The organism is Clostridium sp. 2218st1_F5_2218SCRN_220325 (assembly GCF_039062665.1).
Taxonomy (GTDB): domain Bacteria; phylum Bacillota; class Clostridia; order Peptostreptococcales; family Peptostreptococcaceae; genus Intestinibacter.
Map to the genome: position 1 here is coordinate 139540 of NZ_JBCLNH010000001.1, position 20046 is coordinate 159585.

General features: G+C 29.7%; 19 protein-coding genes. 3 read left to right on the forward strand and 16 right to left on the reverse strand.

All coding sequences use genetic code 11. The features are described from left to right. Nucleotides 1-622: SH3 domain-containing protein (locus ABCM86_RS00615; protein ID WP_343003230.1), on the forward strand; the 622-nt coding region annotated here is incomplete at its 5' end. A gap of 207 nt (nucleotides 623-829) precedes the next feature. Here the strand turns inward: ABCM86_RS00615 and ABCM86_RS00620 are convergent. Together ABCM86_RS00620 and ABCM86_RS00625 are read right to left on the reverse strand one after the other, a co-directional pair. Then, entirely contained in the window at nucleotides 830-2785 is a 1956-nt protein-coding gene (locus ABCM86_RS00620; RefSeq protein ID WP_343003231.1) for a hypothetical protein, read from the reverse strand. Nucleotides 2786-2875: 90 nt separating this feature from the next. Further along, entirely contained in the window at nucleotides 2876-4984 is a 2109-nt protein-coding gene (locus ABCM86_RS00625; protein ID WP_343003232.1) for an MMPL family transporter, read from the reverse strand. 178 nt (nucleotides 4985-5162) lie between these two features. Here ABCM86_RS00625 and ABCM86_RS00630 point away from each other — a divergent pair, with 178 nt between their 5' ends. Further along, entirely contained in the window at nucleotides 5163-5735 is a 573-nt protein-coding gene (locus ABCM86_RS00630) for a TetR/AcrR family transcriptional regulator (RefSeq protein WP_295677582.1), read from the forward strand. Nucleotides 5736-5845: 110 nt separating this feature from the next. Here the strand turns inward: ABCM86_RS00630 and ABCM86_RS00635 are convergent, their stop codons facing one another. From ABCM86_RS00635 to ABCM86_RS00645, 3 genes are read right to left on the reverse strand one after another with little or no spacing between them, the layout of a single operon-like run. After that, nucleotides 5846-6574: an MMPL family transporter gene (locus ABCM86_RS00635; RefSeq protein ID WP_343003322.1), complete on the reverse strand. Its 729-nt coding sequence runs from the start codon at nucleotides 6572-6574 to the stop codon at nucleotides 5846-5848. A gap of 5 nt (nucleotides 6575-6579) precedes the next feature. Continuing rightward, complete coding sequence (locus ABCM86_RS00640; protein WP_343003233.1) at nucleotides 6580-7167, reverse strand: MMPL family transporter; 588 nt, start codon at nucleotides 7165-7167, stop codon at nucleotides 6580-6582. Beyond that, nucleotides 7151-7363: a hypothetical protein gene (locus tag ABCM86_RS00645; protein WP_343003234.1), complete on the reverse strand. Its 213-nt coding sequence runs from the start codon at nucleotides 7361-7363 to the stop codon at nucleotides 7151-7153. Before ABCM86_RS00645 ends, ABCM86_RS00640 begins: the two co-directional genes overlap by 17 nt. A 298-nt stretch (nucleotides 7364-7661) precedes the next feature. On the opposite strand from ABCM86_RS00645, the gene ABCM86_RS00650 reads away from it, so the two are divergent. Next, nucleotides 7662-8126 carry a TetR-like C-terminal domain-containing protein gene (locus ABCM86_RS00650; RefSeq protein WP_295677576.1) on the forward strand — a complete coding sequence of 155 codons (465 nt, stop codon included), beginning with the start codon at nucleotides 7662-7664 and terminating at the stop codon, nucleotides 8124-8126. Between the two features lie 101 nt (nucleotides 8127-8227). On the opposite strand, the gene ABCM86_RS00655 is transcribed toward ABCM86_RS00650, so the two are convergent. From ABCM86_RS00655 to ABCM86_RS00705, 11 genes are all read right to left on the reverse strand, one after another. Next, nucleotides 8228-9592, reverse strand: coding sequence for an MATE family efflux transporter (locus ABCM86_RS00655; protein WP_343003323.1), 1365 nt, complete (start codon nucleotides 9590-9592; stop codon nucleotides 8228-8230). 164 nt (nucleotides 9593-9756) lie between these two features. Next, nucleotides 9757-10563, reverse strand: a complete 807-nt coding sequence (locus ABCM86_RS00660) for a hypothetical protein (protein ID WP_343003235.1) — start codon at nucleotides 10561-10563, stop codon at nucleotides 9757-9759. A gap of 18 nt (nucleotides 10564-10581) precedes the next feature. Continuing rightward, entirely contained in the window at nucleotides 10582-10800 is a 219-nt protein-coding gene (locus tag ABCM86_RS00665; protein WP_343003236.1) for a hypothetical protein, read from the reverse strand. Between the two features lie 21 nt (nucleotides 10801-10821). Beyond that, the gene (locus tag ABCM86_RS00670; RefSeq protein ID WP_343003237.1) at nucleotides 10822-10953 is read right to left on the reverse strand and encodes a hypothetical protein; all 132 of its coding nucleotides are present in this window, start codon (nucleotides 10951-10953) and stop codon (nucleotides 10822-10824) included. 185 nt (nucleotides 10954-11138) lie between these two features. Continuing rightward, nucleotides 11139-13925, reverse strand: a complete 2787-nt coding sequence (locus ABCM86_RS00675; protein WP_343003238.1) for an HAD-IC family P-type ATPase — start codon at nucleotides 13923-13925, stop codon at nucleotides 11139-11141. 235 nt (nucleotides 13926-14160) lie between these two features. After that, nucleotides 14161-14358: a hypothetical protein gene (locus tag ABCM86_RS00680; protein ID WP_295610759.1), complete on the reverse strand. Its 198-nt coding sequence runs from the start codon at nucleotides 14356-14358 to the stop codon at nucleotides 14161-14163. A gap of 191 nt (nucleotides 14359-14549) precedes the next feature. Next, nucleotides 14550-15512, reverse strand: a complete 963-nt coding sequence (locus ABCM86_RS00685; protein ID WP_343003239.1) for a DNA-processing protein DprA — start codon at nucleotides 15510-15512, stop codon at nucleotides 14550-14552. A 238-nt stretch (nucleotides 15513-15750) separates the two neighbouring features. After that, on the reverse strand, nucleotides 15751-17208 hold the full coding sequence (locus ABCM86_RS00690; protein WP_343003240.1) for a VWA-like domain-containing protein: 1458 nt from the start codon (nucleotides 17206-17208) through the stop codon (nucleotides 15751-15753). A 3-nt stretch (nucleotides 17209-17211) separates the two neighbouring features. Then, complete coding sequence (locus tag ABCM86_RS00695; RefSeq protein WP_343003241.1) at nucleotides 17212-18348, reverse strand: ATP-binding protein; 1137 nt, start codon at nucleotides 18346-18348, stop codon at nucleotides 17212-17214. Between the two features lie 26 nt (nucleotides 18349-18374). Then, a complete protein-coding gene (locus ABCM86_RS00700) occupies nucleotides 18375-19178 on the reverse strand; it encodes a hypothetical protein (RefSeq protein ID WP_295734764.1) in 804 nt (267 codons plus the stop codon). Between the two features lie 276 nt (nucleotides 19179-19454). After that, nucleotides 19455-20039: a 50S ribosomal protein L25 gene (locus tag ABCM86_RS00705; RefSeq protein ID WP_195929734.1), complete on the reverse strand. Its 585-nt coding sequence runs from the start codon at nucleotides 20037-20039 to the stop codon at nucleotides 19455-19457. Nucleotides 20040-20046: the final 7 nt, after the last annotated feature.

Consider the following 20046-nt stretch of genomic DNA (forward strand, 5'->3'; position numbering starts at 1 on the left):
TGCTTCTACTTCTTCTAAACAAATAGGTAGCGTTAAAAAAGGCGCTAAAGTTGAAATAGTTGCTAAAACTACTAACAATGCTTGGTATAAAATAAAATACAATAACGGTTATGGCTATATAGCTGCTCAATATGTTACTGTAGGTTCTAGCACACCAACTACTCCTACTACTGGTGAAACTGCTTATACTGCAACTGGTACTCCTAACTACAACCTTAAAGTAAGAGCTGCTGCTTCTACTTCTTCTAAACAAATAGGTAGCGTTAAAAAAGGCGCTAAAGTTGAAATAGTTGCTAAAACTACTAACAACGCTTGGTATAAAATAAAATATAATAAAGGTTATGGCTATGTAGCTGCTCAATATGTTACTGTAAAATCTACTACTGATACACCTACTACTCCTGAAGTTAAATATCCAGCAACTGGTGTAGCTGTTCATGCAGTATTTATAAGAGAATCTGCTAACACTAAATCTAAAGAAGTTGGTGTATTATATACAAACGATACAATTACTGTATTAGGTAAAGCTACTGATGGTTGGTACAAAGTACAATATAAAGATAAAGACGGAAATACTGACAAAGTAGGATATGTTTATGGTGACTATTTAACTATAAAATAATTTAGACTAAAATAATCTAGATTAAAGTAATTTAGACCATTTATTAAAATTATAACTCATTAAAGTTATACAAATATTTTAATTGCTTTATAATATAATTTCCTATATAAGAAAAGCTCTTACAAGTATCATTACTTATAAGAGCTTTTTTATTAGGTTTATTTAATTTATTATTAAAGTTATTAAATTTTTATCTTGTTATTAAACCTATTTACGGAATAAGTTTAATAATTTTTGCCAGAAGTTAAGTTCTTCAGTTTTTTCTTCTACTGCTTTAACTTCTTGTTTTTTAATATCTTCAGTTTTTATTACGAATTGTACTGAATCTACATCTGTGTTTTTGTCAGATACGAATGATTCTACTTCAAAATCGCCACCTGCAAAACTTTCTATCATAGAATCTACTTCATCATCTACTTTTTTATCAAGATCTGATGTTTCTTTTTTGAATTCACCAGTTCCTTCAGTAAGTTCAGTTGTTCCTTTGTATAAGCTGTTAGTTCCGCTTACTAAATCAAGAGCCCCTTGATAAACTTTTCCATATCCATCAGTTATTTTGCTTACTGCTCCTGTGTATTCTTTTATTCCGCTATCTAAAACTGCATAGTTATCAGTTAATTTGTTTATTCCGCTTTTTAATTGAGTCATGTTTGCCATTAAGTTATTTAATGAAGAAACTAAACCTTGTATACTTTCATCAAATTTTTTGTAGTTACTTTGTAATGATAATGCACCACTCATTAAAGTTGTTTGACCAGAAGATGTACTCATTTGTGCGCTTATTCCGCTTATAAGTTGAGAACTTCCTGATATATATGTTGCATCTGCTTTTAATAAAGTTTCTACAGATATTAATTTACCTGCTGTTTGAACATATTGTGTAACTGCTGCTGTATTACCAGCTGTTACTTGTGCATATAATGCTGCAGCTTCTTGATTACCTGATTGAGATAATTGAGCTAATTTGCTTATTACAGCTTGGTTTCCACCTGAAGTATAAGCACTGTATAATGCTCTTTGAGTGCTAGTAATTCCTAAAGATTGTAAAGCTGCTTGATTTTTTTGTGCAAGTTCTGCACCACTGCTTAATCCAGCATTTGCTAAACTGCTGTTGTATTGGTTTATACTAGAGTTTACAGTTTGTAATCCTCCTACTAAGCTGTCTATTCCACCTTTTATACTAGTAGATGCTGCTGATAATTGTTTTAAATCATCTGCTGAAGTTGATACATTGTTAAGTGATGATTGTATTGTTTTTAATGCACTTAATACTTCACTAGAACCACTATTTAAGCTTGATGATTTTGAGTTTAATTGGTTTAATCCATCTTGTATAGTTTTTATACCATCTGCTAAAGAAACTGCTCCAGTGTTTAACTGATTAGCACCGTCGTTTAATTCGTTAGCACCATTATCTAATTCAGAAACTGCATCTTGTAATGTTGTAAGTTGATCAGTTAAAGCTGATGTATCTATAGAATCAGTATCTAATCCTAAGTTTAAGTTTATTCCGTTTACTTGGATTCCACTCATTTCAAAATCGGTTACATCTGTTGATATTTTTATTTCTTTTTCATTTCCTGGTAATATTGTATAAGTAAGTTGTTTTAAACCACCTACATTAGCCATAGTAGCACTTTCACTTTCTATGTTTTTACATAAGTTTGTATCTAATTGAAGAACTGTTTGTAATGCATAGTTTTCAAAGAAGTTCTTTTTGCAGTTTTCGTTTTTCTTTATAGAAATTGTTATTTCTAATTTACCGCTTTTACCAGCAAGATCTTGTGCTTTGTATTCTTTTCCGTCTAATTTATATTTTACTTTTATATTCCATGGCATTTCAGTATTTGATTTCATAATACCTTGGTAGTATAATTCGTCCCCAGAATTATCTATTGTTATTTTTCCATTTGAATATTTTATTTCATCACTTGAAGTCATGTTTTTTACTTCGTCGTAATTTCCATAGTCAACTATATCTTTATCTTTAAATATGTTTACTGCATATATTTTTTCTATCTCACCAGAAGTACTTAAATTTGCATAAATTACTTCTTCCTTTTCACTTGATTTTGTAGCTGCTAATGAAACTGATGTAAATGCACTAGAACCACATATTGCCCCAGCCATCGCAACTGCAACGATTTTATTGTAATTTTTCATATAACGCACTCTCCTATTTTATCAAGTTTAAATCTATTTTTATTAACTAAATTTATCGTTTTAATCTTAGGTTAAACTAAGGTAAAAACCTTAGTCTAACTCTAAACCTTTATAACCATCTTTTTCGTATGATTCTTTTTCTTTCTTATTGAAGAATTTAACTCCAACTGTTGTTTTTTGGATTAATCCATCAAATATATATAACATTCCCGGAATTACAAATAGAACAATTAATGTTGATAATGCCGTACCTCTTGCTAATAAATGTCCTAATTGGCTAAGTATTCCGTGTGTTGATATTTTCCATAGTAGAAGACCAGCAATAGTAAGTATTGATGCTGATGTCATAATTGATACTGTTGTAGATCTTAAAGTTTCTACTATAGTTTTCTTTTTAGATGCTGTCTCTCTAACTTCCATATATCTACTTGTAAGAAGTATCGCGTAGTCAACTGTCGCCCCCAATTGAACAGAACTTATTATTAAGTATGCTATATAGAACACAAAGTCATTTGTGAAATATGGCACTGATAAGTTTATCCATATTGCAGTTTCTATTGCTAATACTAATATAACTGGTATAGTTATTGATTTCATACTAAGAAGTAATACTACAAATACTGCACCTATTGCTATAAGATTTACTCTATCGTTGTCTTTTGTGATAGTATCCATTAAGTCGTAAGTACTTGCACTTTCACCTGCTAAAAGATATTTATCTCCATAATAAGATTTAGCTAGTGAACGAATTTCTTCTATAAGGTTGAAAGTTTTTTCACCTTCAAAATCAGCATCTACTGTAAGAACTAATCTACTGTAGTTATCTGATATTAATTTAGATAATGTTTCATTATCTACATAATCCATAGGTACCTCAGCCCCAGCATTATCTACATAAGAAAGTATGCTTGTAACCTCTGGCATATCGTGTAATTTTTTACTTAATTCAGTTTCTTTTTCTAAATCACCTTTTGGAACCATTAAAACTAAGTTGTTTGATTTTCCAAAAGTATCTTCTATTATTTTAGTATCTCTACCTATTTGTGTATCAGTACTGAATATTTGTGATGATCCATAAGAGAAGAAGTTCTCTTTTTGACCTAAGTTACAAGGTATTATGAATAATACAAATACTAATACTGCTGGGACCATAAGTTTAGTAACAAATTGTCCAAATTTACCAAAGTCAGGTAAGAATGATTTATGTTTTGTTTTATCTATTAGTGGATAACAGTATAGTAATACTACTGGGAATAATACAAAGACTGTTATTAAACTTAAGAATATAGCTTTAGCCATTGCAAGACCCATATCTGGACCTATTTTAAATCTCATAAGTATAAGTGCTGCGAACCCGATTACTGTTGTAAGTCCACTTGATAAAATCGAACCTGTCGATTTACAAAGAGCATTGATCATAGCCTCTTTTGGAGCTTGACCTTCTTCTCTCATTTCTTGGAAACGGTGTAATAAGAATATCGAGTAGTCCATCGATACCGCCAACTGAAGTACACCACCGGCTGCATTTGTTACGAATGAAATCGTACCAAACATTAAGTTACTACCTTTATTAAGTAATATTGCTACCCCTATTGACCCTAGTAATAATATAGGTTCTATCCATGAACTTGAAGTTAAGAATAAAACTGCTAAACATATTGGTATTACTAAGAATATTATATTTTTTACTTCTTTATTTGTTGCTTGTGCTGCAATAGCTGTATTTATTGCTGCCCCTGCCATAGAATTGTCGTCACCGATTAAATCTCTAATCGCGTTTACTGTCTCAATTCTTGTATGTTCATTAATTGTTACTGTAAATAATGCCTTATTATCTTTATAATAATTTTCTACAGTATCTTTATCAGATGTTTCTAATGGTATATCCGTATCTACAACATCATCTAACCAAGTTACATCTTCTACACCTTCAATTTCTGATAACTTTTGTTTCATCTCAAGTGCCTGTGCAACGGTCAAATTGGAAACCATAACTCTTGCATTAGGGATACTCATGTCGTATTCTTCATTCATAGTATCAAGAGCCACTGTTGATGCTGTCCCATCTGGTAAATAATCATTTATGTCGTAATTGACATTTACCATAGTACTGCAAACTGCAGAAACAATCATAGCCATAACAAATGCAACTATTACTGTTTTTTTATGATTGACTATACTCTCATAAAGCTTTCTCATAAATTATCCTCCTTAATTAACGTCGTGTTGATTTAAATGATAAAATCCATTATAATTTCATAATAGTTGAATTTCAATAATCAATGATTTTAATTTTGTTTAAATTTAGACAGTACTATTTTATTTTGTATACAAATCAACACTTTTTTTAAATATGTTGATTTTTTAGGAGGATATTATGGAGAAAAAAACTGACAGAAGAATTAGAAAAACAAAACAACAATTACAAGAAGGTTTTATCCACCTTAGAAAAAGTAAGAGTATTAAAGATATCACTGTCAAAGAACTTTGCGAATTGACAGATCTAAACAGAGGTACTTTTTATCTACATTATAAAGATATATATGATTTATCAGAGCAAATGGAAAATGAAATTATTCTTAAATTTGAAGAGGCTTTAAATTCATATTCAGTTGATGGCGAAACTTCACCACAAACCATTATGTGTAAAGCATTCGAAATCATAAAAGAAAACGCCGATTTTTGTACTTGCCTTTTAAGTAATACTGGTGAGATGACATTTTTTAATAAATTAAAAACCATAATCCGCGATGGATGTTTTCAATATTGGACAGAACTATTTAGTAAACCTAAAAAGGTAGAGACTTTTGATTATTTCTTTAACTTTATGCTTTATGGATGTATAGGTATAATCGAGTCATGGCTAAATAGCGGTCTTAAAGAATCACCACAAGAGATGGCCCAATTAGCGAGCAAAGTCATGCTCAATGGTGTTACAGTATTACATTAATTTAAAACTTGCGTACATAAATTTTTATTATATACATAAATCATATTTTTATAACCTTATATACTTCCCTATATAATAAGATGTCTTTTTATTATATAGGGAATGTTTTTTTAATAGCTTTCTTTTACTTCTTTTATTTCTCTTTTTTCACTCTTCTTTTTTTCTTGTTTTCCCTCATAAAAATTTGCTCCCACTGTAGTCTCTCTTATTAATGTATCAAAAATATACAACATACCTGGGATTACAAATAATACAATAATAGTAGATAAAACTGTTCCCCTACCTAATAAGTGTCCCAATTGGCTAAGAACACCATGAGTTGAGATTTTCCACAACAATACTCCCGCAAGAGTAAGTATTGATGCTGATGTCATAATTGATACTGTAGTAGTTTTTATAGTATCTACGATAGATTCCCTCTTAGGTAAAACTTTTCTATTTTCAAGATATCTAGTTGTAAAAAGTATTGCATAGTCTACAGTTGCTCCCAATTGGACAGAACTTATTATCAAGTATGATATATAAAATAAGAAGTTACCTGAAAAATAAGGTATTGATAAGTTTATCCAAATCGCAGTTTCTATCGCCAATACTAAGATTATAGGGATAGATATAGATTTCATAGTTATAAGTAAAACTAAAAATACTGCATCTACTGTTAAAACCATTCTGCTGTAATTTTTAGAAATCAATTTATTTAAAACGTCACTTTCTACATAATCCATAGGAATTTCAGCACCTGCACTATCTACATATAAAATAATGCTAGATACTTGAGGTATTTCATGCAACTTATCGCTTAGCTCTGTTTCCTTTTGTAAATCTCCCTTTGGCACCATCAAAACTAAATTATTTGATTTTCCAAATATGCTGTCAATCTTTTTGCAATCCCCATATCTGGACCTATTTTAAACCTCATAAGTATAAGAGCTGCAAATCCAATTATTGTTGTAAGACCACTCGATAAAATCGAACTTGTCGATTTACATAAGGCATTTATCATAGCTTCTTTTGGCTCTTGGCCTTGTGCTCTCATTTCTTCAAATCGGTGTAATAAAAATATTGAATAGTCCATAGATACAGCTAGTTGTAATACTCCACCTGCTGCATTTATAACAAATGAAATAGTTCCAAACATTAAATTTGTTCCTTTATTTAATATTATCACTACCCCAATTGTCCCCAATAACAATATCGGCTCTATCCATGAGTGTGAAGTTATACATAAAATTGCTAGACAACTAGGCAATACTAAAAGAATAATTTTCTTTATCTCGCTATTTGTCGCCTGTGTCGCTACTGCTGTGTTGACTGCTGAACCAGACATTGAGTTTTCATCTCCAATTAATTTTCTAATTGCATTTACTGTCTCTAGTCTTGTTTGTTCATCTACTGTTACTGTAAACAACGCATTGTTATCTAACTCTGGCATTTGGTATACTCATATCATACTCTTTATTCATAGTATCAAGCGCAACTGTTGATGCCGTCCCATCTGGCAAGTAGTCATTCATATCGTAATTTACATTTACCATAGTCCCGCAAAGAGCACAAATAACCACACTGATGAAAAACACAACGATTACTATCTTTCTATGATTGACAATCACCTCATAAAACTTCCTCATATATTTGCCCCCCTTTTAATTAACATCGTGTTGATTTATTTTTCAAAATAAATTATAATTTCATCATAGTTATATTTCAATAATCAATAAGTCTCGTACATGTTTAAATATCAACATATACAAACCTTATTGTCTTAAAATAAACATATTATATAAAATTGGGTATAAAAGGAGATTTGTTATGTAGAAAAAAATTGATAGAAGGGTAGGAAAAACAAAACAACAACTTCAAGATGATTTTATACAACTTAGAAAGAGAAAGGATCTTAAAGATATAACTGTTAAAGAACTTTGCGAATTGACAGATTTAAATAGAGGGACTTTTTATCTACATTATAAAGATATTTATGATTTATCTGAGCAATTAGAGAGTTCACTGTTTATATCTCTTCAAGACGTACTAGACAAACACTCCCTTGACTATGAAAATAATCTTACAAATTCGCAAGAACCTCTACTTAGAGATATACTTCAACTTATAAAAGATAATGCTGATTTTTGTACAATGCTTTTAGGTGATACAGGCGAAATCACTTTTATCAATAAACTAAAAAAACTTGTACTAGATATTGTCTTTAAAAAATGCATCAATATATTTGATTTTAATAAAGAAGAACATTTTACATATTCTTATAACTTTATACTATATGGATGTATCGGCATAATCGATTCTTGGTTACTGAATGGGCTAAAAGAGTCACCAGAAGAAATCGCACAACTTACAAGTAAAATGATTTTAGATGGAATTAATCTTTTGAATTAAATTTCCTTAGAATTAAAAAAGCAACTTATTAGATATAACTTATATATCTATAGTTGCTTTTTATTATATATCAAATTATTTATATTATTTTCAACACTTATTTAAATATTATCTACTATATTTCTCGCCCACTTCTTAGAAATTGCTCTCGGCACTCCGAATATGAATTTTGCAACTTCTTCAGTATAAGTAAGTGCAACTAAAATATAAATTGGCACTCCTTTGTATGCAGCAAAGAATGTTATTGGAAGTGAAACTAACCACATACATCCCATTTCTAAGAATAATGAGTATTTAGTATCTCCACCACTTCTAAGCACACCTATTACTATAAATGTATTAAATGTTCTAAGCGCCATTAGTACTCCCATAACTTTAAATATCTTTATGATATCTGGAGCTAAGCTATCTGAAACACTGAATAATTTTAATAATATTGGAGTAGCTGCTATTAATAATGCACCGAATAAAATTCCCGCAATAGTAACTAATACAGAGAATTTTTTAGAGTATTTTATTGCTGTATCTATGTTGTTTGCCCCTAGTTCGTTACCCATCATTATTGACGAACCGATAGCTATACAGACAGCAGTCATTATAAAGAAGTTTCCTGTTGTACTTGCGATTTGGCTAGCTGCCATAGCTGACGTACCTGCAGTTGCATATGCTACTGAATAAAGTACGCTACCAAATGCCCAGAATGTATCGTTTAAAAATACTGGTGTAGTCTTTTTAATTACATTTGTCGCAAGTTCTTTTGTTATTCCTTTTATATCTTCGATTCCGAATTTAAGTTCATAATCTTCTTTTATAAAATATACATATAATATTAATAAAATAAATTCAACAATTCTTGCAGAAACTGTCGCAACAGCAGCTCCTTTTACGCCTAAAGCTGGAGCTCCAAAATATCCAAATATAAATACATAATTTAAAACTATATTTATAACAAGAGATATAGAGCTACATACCATTCCTAAACGAGGATTTCTAACACTTCTAGATCCCATACTAAAAATATAGCTAACTGCCATAATTGGATAACAAAATCCTATAACTAAAAAATACTCTCTCGCCTGTTTGACAACTAGTGGGTCGTGAGAGAAAAAGTTTATTATTAAATTAGGGAAAAATACTGCCAATATAAAGAATACTATTCCTAAAACTAGCGCTGCAATAACACTAAGTCCTGTTATTTTCTTTATACTGTCTTTGTCTCCCTTTCCATAAAATTGGGCCATAAAAATTCCTGCCCCACCTATAATACCTGATAATGCCATATTAAATAAAAAGAAATACTGGTTAGCTATCCCTATCGCTGCCACCGATACTTCTCCCAAACTTCCAACCATCACAGTATCGACCATATTTACCAATGTCGATATTAAGTTTTGAATTATAATTGGAATACATAATACAACTAAAGTTTTGTAAAACACCTTATTTTCGTCTGTCATTTTAAACACTGCTTGCAAACTTTCACCTCTTTCTTATTTTATATAATAAAGTAAAAAATAAACTATATTGGTTCCTACTTTATTATACTATATATTATAGTAGTAAATATTAAAATCACCTTGGTAATTATCAAGGTAATTTTTACTACATAAGTTTCATAAACTTCTTCAAATTAATATTTTACACAGTTACATGGATATTTTCCACCAACATTATTAATACTAACAGCTTGAACACTTGCTCCCCCTAAGTGTTTACAGTTAGCATTTTTATGGTAATATCTATTCCCACTAGCTATATATACTAATTGTCCTCCTGAATTTGCACTTCCACTATTGTAATTTTGTGCTGGCTTTTTATAAACTCTTGGATTTGTCCAACAATTACATTCGTACTTTCTCATATCAGATGTCAATGTGACAATATAAGTAGGGGCACCTTCTAAATAACTACAATTTGAAATAGCATGGTAATAATTATTTCCATTAGCTACATAGACTCTTTTTCCTATATGTTTATTAGACTCTGTATGATTATGGCTATAATTATTACTAGAACTATAATTATTACTATTTCCACTTGAATATGAATTAGATGATTGTGATGATTCTTTATTTTGCTTAGCACTGTTTAACTTATGTTCTAATTCTATTGCTTCTTTATAAGATTCATTTACTTCATCTTTTTTATCTTCTATTTCAGTTACTAAATCACTTGGATAGTTTTCTTTGTATTTAATAAATTCTTCTTCAAGTTCTTCATATTTTGATTCTAACTCTAAATATTTTGATATTCTATCGCTATTTTCACTATAGTATTGATCAGTGTCTGATTTTAATTCAGCTATATTAGAATCTAGATTTCTATATTGATATAACTTTTCATTTAAAATTAAAGTATTATTTCTACTAAATATAAATAGTATCAATACAGCTATACATATTGTAATATTTAAAAAATATTTATGTTTTTGTTTCATTCCCTATTATATTCTCCTCTATAAATTTTCTAGCTTTGTTGAGTACTCTTTAATTAAATTTAGATACTTCTGTTTTTTATATTCAAGATCTTCTAGTGTTTTATTCAAGTCTGTATTTTCATTATAACTTGCCTTAAATGAATCAAACTCTTGTTTAAGCTGATTGTAGTTTTCATACAACTCATAATAGTCTGTATCGTAGTTTTCATTCATAGAAACAAACTTTTCATATTCCATTTGTTGTTCATAATATTCATCTTATTTTTCCTTATACTGTGCTAATTCATCACGCGAAATAGGCGTACATATAACCATTAATATAATTATAATTGTAGGTATTAGCCAGCATAATATCATCTTAATTGCTTTACTGTTTTCTCCTCTCTTCATTACAATCACCCTTATAATTATCGTTTTCCTTCTAAATTATAATATAAATTTCTATTTAGTTAAATATATACTTATATAATTTCCTTAGAATTTAAAAAAGCCTGTAAAAAATATTACAGACTTTTCGTGATAGTATTTTACATAGTTAAATTGTAATTTCCACCAATATTATCTTTATTTAAAGTTTATCTAACTTTTTTTAATGTATTACTCAAAAACTTCTCAATCTCCACTATTGAGAACAATATCAAACCGCAATAAAAAGGATATAACCAATCTGTAATTTGAAGTGATGCAGTTCTAAATATAATATGCATTTGTGGCATATAGGTAATCGCCATCTGCAATGATATAAGTATACCTACGACTAAGAACGCAACTTTATTTGTAAATAAGTTTTTTGATATTGCACTGTGGTCTGTTCTTATATTGAAAAGATAAAATATTTTACAAAAAACTACTATATTAAGAGTTACTGTACTCACTATGTTTTGTGATATTCCTAGTGATGTTAGGTGTTGGCTTATTATCAATCCTAATCCTGCAATCATAGTAGCAACGTATAATATTCTTATTGTATCTTGTGATTTTATTATACTATCGCTTTTTTTACGAGGATTTTTATTCATAACATCATTTTCCGCTGGTTCAAACACAAACGCAAATGATATAGTTATGGCCGATACCATGTTTATCCATAAAAGTTGAACTGGCTCAAGTGGAAGTGGATTGTTTAATATTATACTTATTAAAACTATCAACCCTTCTGCTATGCTAGTTGGCAATAAGAACTTTATAGTTTTTTTGATATTGTCATAAACTCGTCTACCTTCTTTTATAGCATCTACTATTGTTGAGAAATTGTCATCTGCTAAAACCATATCTGAAGATTCTTTGGCTACGTCTGTACCTTTGATTCCCATAGATATCCCAATGTCGGCTTGTTTTAATGCTGGTGCATCATTTACACCGTCGCCTGTCATCGCTGTTATTAAGTTATTTGATTGATATGCTTTAACTATTCTAAGTTTGTTTTCAGGCGTTGCCCTAGCAAATATGTCGTAATCTTTTATAACTGAGTTTAGCTCACTATCTGTAAGTTTATCGAGCTGACTACCTGTTATAACTCTATTTTCGTCAGACAATTTGATTTGTCTAGCTATTTGTACGGCTGTTTCTGGATGGTCCCCTGTTATAATCTTTACTTTTACGCCTGCATTTCTAGCTTGCAATATTGCATCAATAACAGATTCTTTTGGCGGGTCTAATATTCCCACTAAACCAACTAAGTTTAAATCATTATCCAATAATTCGTGTTGTATCTTTGTTATATCTTTAGATAGATTTTTATATGCTACTGCTACAACACGTTTTCCCTTTTTAGCTAATTTGCTAACTTCATTTTGCCAATATATATCATCAAATTTATTATTTGATTTTTTAATTACGTCGATTAATTTATCTGGGGCACCTTTTACAACTAAATACCTACTATTTTCTAAATCAACTATTTTAGCCATGTATTTAAAGTCAGAATCAAATGGTATTTTGTCTATTTCAATAAAATTTGATGTGTCTAAATTTGCCTTTTTACAAAGTGTTAAAAAGCATCCGTCTGTAGGTTCTCCATTTATAACCCATTTGTCATTTTCTTGATTTAGTTTGGCATCATTTGCAAGTGCACCTATTAATATTAACTTTTTCAAGTCACCTTCTATCTTTAATTTACTACTTATTTTTTCACTAGACTTATTAATTAATAAATCTTGTTTCCCCTTACTCTCGAATATTTCCCCTTCTGGAGAATATCCATCTCCCGTAACAATATAATTGTGGTGTTTTGTTACTATATCTTTTATTGTCATTTCATTTTTAGTCAATGTACCTGTTTTGTCTGTTGCTATAATATTTACTGAACCGAGTGTTTCAACTGAAGGTAGATTTTTTACTATCGAGTTTTTTCGTGCCATATTTTGAACACCTATCGCAAGAATTACTGATGTTATAGCAGGTAATCCTTCTGGAATAGAGCCAACTACCATCGTCACTATCGACAATAAAAGTGTTGGAATCTCGTAGATGTCAAATAATACGCCAAACCCAAAAAGTAAAACTGCAACTAATACTATTGCATAAGATATATATTTTCCTAGATTATTTATTGAAATTATTAGAGGTGTTTTTTCTTGTTTCACATCGTTGATACTTTTATTTATTTTACCTATTTGAGTATAATCGCCAGTCGCAACTACAACTCCTGTCATATCTCCATTTGTTATGCTTGTAGATGCAAATGCCATATTTGTCTGGTCTGCTACTGTAAGTGTTCCGATTAGAGTTTGTTTATCTTTTTGAACTGAGTCTGATTCACCTGTTAAAACAGATTCTTGGATTTTTAAATTATTAGCTTCCAAAATTCTTATGTCAGCAGGTACATTATCTCCAGCTTCTAGATAGACAATGTCCCCTGGTACCAAATCCCCTGCGTCTATATCTAATCTTTGACTATTTCTAATAACGGTGGCATTTACGACTAACATCTGTTTTATTTTTGAAATTGCACTTTCTGCTTTGTTTTCTTGAATATAACCTATTAAGGCATTTACAAGTACTACTATCCCTATTACGACTGTGTCTGAGATGTGTCCCATAAATAAAGTCAATACACCTGCAACTAACAGTATATAAATCACGCTATTGTTAAATTGTTTTAAAAATCTCACCAATTTACTTTCTTTTTTGCTCTCTGTTAAGTTGTTTTTTCCGTATTTACTCCTTCTAAAAGATACATCTTCTTCGCTTAACCCCACATTCTTGTCTGAATTAAGTCTGTGTAATGTCTCTGTTGTGCTTACTTTGTACCAGTTTGAATCATTTAGGTGGATATTTTTCGAGTGTGTCTCTATACTCTGACACGAAGGAGGTTCTTCTCCTATTGAATTATTCCTATGCGAGTGACTTTTTGCTTCCATTTACTATTCCCCTTTCATTTTTTTACTTAGATATATTTTTATATCAATATATCTTACTATGTATATTAGCAGATATTCCTTTTTCTTCTCCTAATTTTACATTTTTTTAACATAGTATAGAAAATTTTTAACATATTGTTATAAACAAAAGAAATGCCAAATAAATGAATTTGGCATTTCTCCTGACTAAAACTTAATTGATTATTATAGTAAATCTGGTGCAAAGTTAGCTATTTTACTTATATTGTCTGTAATTGACTTGTACATGAGATTGTTCATCTGTAGATGGATCTTGATGCATTGCAGAAACCCAACTATTGTTTACTTCAGATTTTTTCTCGAAATCTACGTGTTCTTGATGTTTTTTAACTTTTGGGTCTTTTCCTTTATGACATTGACATCCTACGCATGGTTTTGTACATTTATCTTGCATAATAGCTCTCCTTTTGACCTACTGTAGTTATTTAGAAGATGTAGTGTAAATAAGCTACAGTTATTTAGAATAAAGTATCCTGATTATAGTATGTACAAATAACAAACTTATATATAGACCAAATTATGGTATGATTTTTAAGTGCCTTTCTCAAGAAATAATACTACTATAGATATTTTTATTTTTTATATTTAATTGAGAAATTTAAATTGAATTTGTTCTGTTTTTTCTTTATATATTTGTGGATTTTTATATTTATAAAAACTATCTACTCTTTTTAGAAATTCATCTAATGATTCTTTATCATAAATAGGTAAAACTTCTTCATTTTGCAATAATTTTATATTTCCCTTTGCTGTTTTTATATTTAAATAATGTTGATTATGTTTATAACAAGCTACGATTTTATTTTGATTAAAACCGTAATTTACAGTATGAAAACTGCCTCCATTTATTGTACTTTCAATTACTATTATCCCTTCGCTAAGTGCACTTTGTAGTCTGTCTCTTTCGATTAGTTGATATTTTGAAACATTTTGTCCTGGTGGATATTCACTTATAACACAACCGTCATTGTCTATTATATTTTTAAATAGATTTGTATTTTGCTTAGGATAAACAATATCTAATCCACATGGCATGACTGCTATTGTCCTTCCAAAATTACTTAGACTTCCCATATGTGCAAAAGTATCACATCCATTAGCAAGGCCACTGACTATTGTATATCCTTTTTGTGATAATATTGAAGATATTTTGTAAGAAACATTTACACCATGCAAACTCGGATTTCTACTACCTATAATTGCTATAGATTTATCATTTAAACAATCGTAATTTCCTTTATAGTATATAGCTACTGGGTTATCATCTATATTTTTTAGTTTTTGAGGAAAGTCTTTATCTAGCAAGGTTGAGATTTTGATATTCTCTATATCACAAATGTGTATTGCCCTTTTTGCAATCTCATTTGCATATTTTAGTTCTTCTTTAGTTATAATTCGTTTTATTTTTAAGTTTATATTATTTAAATAGTCTATAATTTCACTGCTATTTAAATGATTTAATTCACCTTGTCTTATTATTTTATTTATAGTTTTTCGACCCAATCCTTTTATTAATGTAAGTGTTATTATAAGTTCTGAATTGTTCATTTTATCTCCATACCTCAAATTTTTAGTTATAATTAGTATTTGTGCAAAATAAAAAACTATGTGAAATTATCACATAGTTTTTGTTTTTAATAATTTGAATAGAAATAAGATTGAAATGCTTGCTACTTGTATAAAAAGCAATATCCACTATAATGTTAGATAAGTTAAAAGCCTTCTATATAATATAGAAGGCTTTTTGTGTCTTTTTAAATTTTGATTTATATATAGAGTTAGATTTTTATAAAATTGGCTGCTGATTATTCATTGAATAACCATCGTACATAACATCTTTTAAGTCTATATTGTTGCTTTTGTTGTTTTCTTTTACTTTGCTAAGTTTTTTAACTGCACCATATGGTTCTTTAAGAGATAGTTTATCTCCTTTTCCTGAAATAACCCAAAGCACCTTATATCCCCTTGGATGCACTTTTAAGCAGTCTTCACCTTTTCCATCTGTAAAGTAGATAAGCATGTTGTATTTTTTTGTGCTGTTATTTAAATACTCAAACACTGGGCCAAACTTAGTTCCTCCACCTGCTGTAACTCTATCTTGAACATCTTTTAATTTTTTTACTTTATATACTTTTTTTATTTCGTTGTCACACTCTATTATAGTTATTTCGTGGTTGTGATTTTTGACGATTGCTAAAACTTCTTTTATAGCTTGTTTGAACTCTTCGTCACTTATACTTCCGCTTATGTCGATTGCGACTGCAATTTCGGCTTTGTGATTTCTAAGCTCTCCTCTCAAATCGAGCCTATTTGGTTGTCTTCTACTTCTTCTTGTTATTGTCTTTTTTTTGTTCGCTTCTATTGTCCCCATTATCTTTTTAAGGTATAGATTCCATGGTAGTTCTCCGTTTTTGCTTTTTAACTTAGATATTATTGAATCTAGGTATTCTGGAGTCTTTCCTTTTTGCGAAAGGCTGACAAACTTTTGAGTAAACTCAGACATTGTCTTCTCATCTATATCATCTGAATCATCCCATATATCGTGAGTCTTTGCTGGATCATATTCATTTTTAAACTCCATATTTTGAGATTCATCATTTTCTAACTCATCATCAGTATTTGTATCGTGTTCTTCTCCGTCTTCGTTTTCTTCTTGTAAATCTAATTCTATCTGGATTTTTTGTAAATAATATTCAAAAGTCTGAAATGCTTCAAGCTTGAGATTATAATTTAAATTTACCCATTCTAAAGTTGTTGAATATGGTGGGAGTGCATCTAAATACTGGTTTACAACTACATCCATCGCCAAGTTTATCGCCAAAGTGCTATATCGTCCGTTTTCTTTTAGCTCCTTTGCCCTTACTAAGTGTAGAGATATAACATGTAAAATTTCGTGTTTAATCGTCGTCTCCATCTGACTCATATTTAATTTTAAAAATATAAGTGGATTAAAATATATTACGTATTTAGCTCCTTTAAAATTCACTCCACTCGGGCTACTCATATCAAACTTCAAATCTCTGTTCATTTGGAATAAAAAATACCCATAGAAGTTATCTTTGTCTTCCATTAAGTTAAAATTCACCTTATCTACAAGAGAGAAAAACTCCCTCCTAAATTCATCAGACACTTCTATCTCAATGTCTTTATCCCAATCAATCGATTCATCGTAACTTGCTCTTTCAACAAATTCAACAGCTTGAGCGTAGAGTTCTTCTTTCTTTTTATTAAAATAAGTTTCCATACCTTATCCCCTTATTAAGCTGTAAGATTGAAAATATAAATCTATAAATTCTTCATTTTCACTAGCTATTTTGTATAATTCGCCATAATTATTTTTTATATCTTTCATAATTCCAACCATTAAATCAACTGGATATAATCTTGAAAATTCTACTAATCTTTGTATATAATCAAATCCACCTGAATTTAATTTGTTGTTTTGTATGTCTGATTCTAGTGATTTTAATATATTCATAGCACTGATGTATAGTCTTGTATGGTTTTCATTTTTAACTTGTTCTACAACTCTTTCGTCAAGTTCTTCTCCATTAAACACATCATTATAACTTATTATTGGTTTTGCATCAGAATTTATAAAACTCATAAATTCTTGTGCTATAACTCTTCCCACATTACCTTTAATTACGTTTAAAAATACCTCTTTAGGGATTGAGTCTTTCTTTTGTTTATAAACTGAGTAAGTTTTAGAAATTCTCTCAAAACTTCTAGGTGTTGCATTTATATCGCCTTCGTTTACCTTGTGTAGATATTCTGGGAATGTAGATATAAACTCAACTACTTTTGGCTCGATATTGTTGTTCATAGCCCAGTTTATCCATTCGCTCGCATCTGACTCCATATTAAGCCAAACAAATCTGTTTTCTTGTGCTGGGTCCATATCTACAACTTGGTAGTCAAGCTCTGCTCCGTATTCGTTTGATGGATTCATTGCAGCTAGTATTTTTACATTTTTGTCTAACTTATATCCGTTTATCTCTCTATTTAATATAAGGTTCATAAGTTCTTGTTGGACTGCGTGTTCACAACGGTTTAACTCATCTATAAATAAAAGTACTTCGTTTCCATTTTCGATTTCTTTGTCTATTTCTCTAAGTTTTGTGTGGACTGCATAAATAGTTGTTTTCTTTTCTATTTTACATCCTTCTTCACTTTTAACTATATAAGACTCAACAGTTGGAAGTCCTCCGATTTCTCCTTCTTTTAATAAGTTTCCGTCTATTACAACGACCTTCCATCCATTATCTTTTGCTACTTTGTTTGCTAAAGCTGTCTTTCCGATTCCACTCTCACCAACTACTAGAGGTACTTCTCCCGTTTCTAGTATTAGCTCAATACTTCTAAATGTATCTAAAAAATTCATATTATTTCTCCTAAACTATTTTATAATTACATCATTTTTAATTTTTCGTCCATAGCTATTTTCTTAGCCATTTTGCTTCCGTATTTATATATAAATATTACTTTATCTAATTTTATTGCATCACTATTTCTATCTATAACGCTGCAATTTAAAAAATCCCTTATATATTTTTCTTCTACATCTTCTTTTGACATCACTTCTTTTAAAGCCTCTTCTATCTTTTCTATACTTAGTTTTTTGTATAAATATTTTATAACTAAGATATTTTGTTTTAAAAATGATACCATCTTTTCTTCATCTAAATCTTGTATAAAGTTTATAGCTGATTCGTTTTCTTTTATTGCTTCTAATTCTATTTTATAACTTGGATTTTTTATATATCTAATCGCATCATAATTCTCTTTTATCGCTTCTAACTGAACTTTTTCTGATGGATTTTTTATATATTTTATTGCATCGTAATTTTTTCTAATCGCCGATAATTGCAACTGTTCACTTGGTTCATCTATGTATTGTATTGCCCATCCCGCTTGTTCAATTGCAGCTTTTATTACATTTTCTGTCGGCTCTTTTATATATGCTAAACTGCTCCACCCGCTCTTAACAGCTTTTAGCATTATGTCCTCACTTGGATTTTCTATATATTCTATCGCCTTTGCATTTTTGCTTATTGCGATTTCTTGCATTTCCTTTGTTGGATTTTCTATATATTTAATTACTAGCCCGTTTTTTCTAACTGCAAGTAACTTCATTTCATCTGTTGGATTTTTTATATTTTCTATAAGAGTAGGATTTATATTTATCATCTTAATAAATCTTGATTCGTCCATAATTCTCCTCCATATTTTAAAAATTGAAACATTATAACTATATCAATTTTATTATATTTCAATTCGTAAATATACATATTTTGCCTATTATCTTGGGATTATTTTACCATACTCTTTTTATATACCCACATCACAAAATATAAATCTATTTAATGCTCACCAAAATTTTGCACAAAAAAATATTACTGGAATTTACTCCAGTAATATCTTTGTTAGAATATTTATTAAAAAATATATTTATTTGGTATGTACCAGTTAGTATCATTTTGATTTATATTACTCAGCTGTCTCTTCGTCATTATTGTCATCTTCAACTTCTATAGATGAAGTTTTTAATGAACCTATTCTAGCGACTACAGTATCAGGTTCTAAGTCAGATTTTAATGTTTCAGGTATTACTAAGTCTTTAGCAAGAATTTGAGCACCATGTTCTAATCCTGCAACATCTACTTCTATATGTTCAGGCATTTCACTAGGGTTACCTTGTAATTGAACTTCTGTTATTACATCGTCTAATAATAATTTTCTTGCGTCTAATGATTCAGTTCCTGAAAATCTTATTGGAACTCTTAATTTAATAGTGTCACCTTTTTTAACGTATTGGAAATCTAGATGTACTATATTTCCGAATGCGTCTCTTTGTACTTCTTTTAATACACAATTTTCGATTTTATCATTTAATTTTAATGATAAAACAGAGTTTTTTGATCCTAGTAAGTCTATTAATTCTCTTTTTGTTATTTGACAAGGAATTGGTTCTCCCAATGATTGACCATACATTATAGCAGGTATGCTACCTTCCATTCTTACTTTTTTGCCTTTCTCAGTTCTTTCACTAATGTTAAATACTGCGTTTTGCATTTTGATC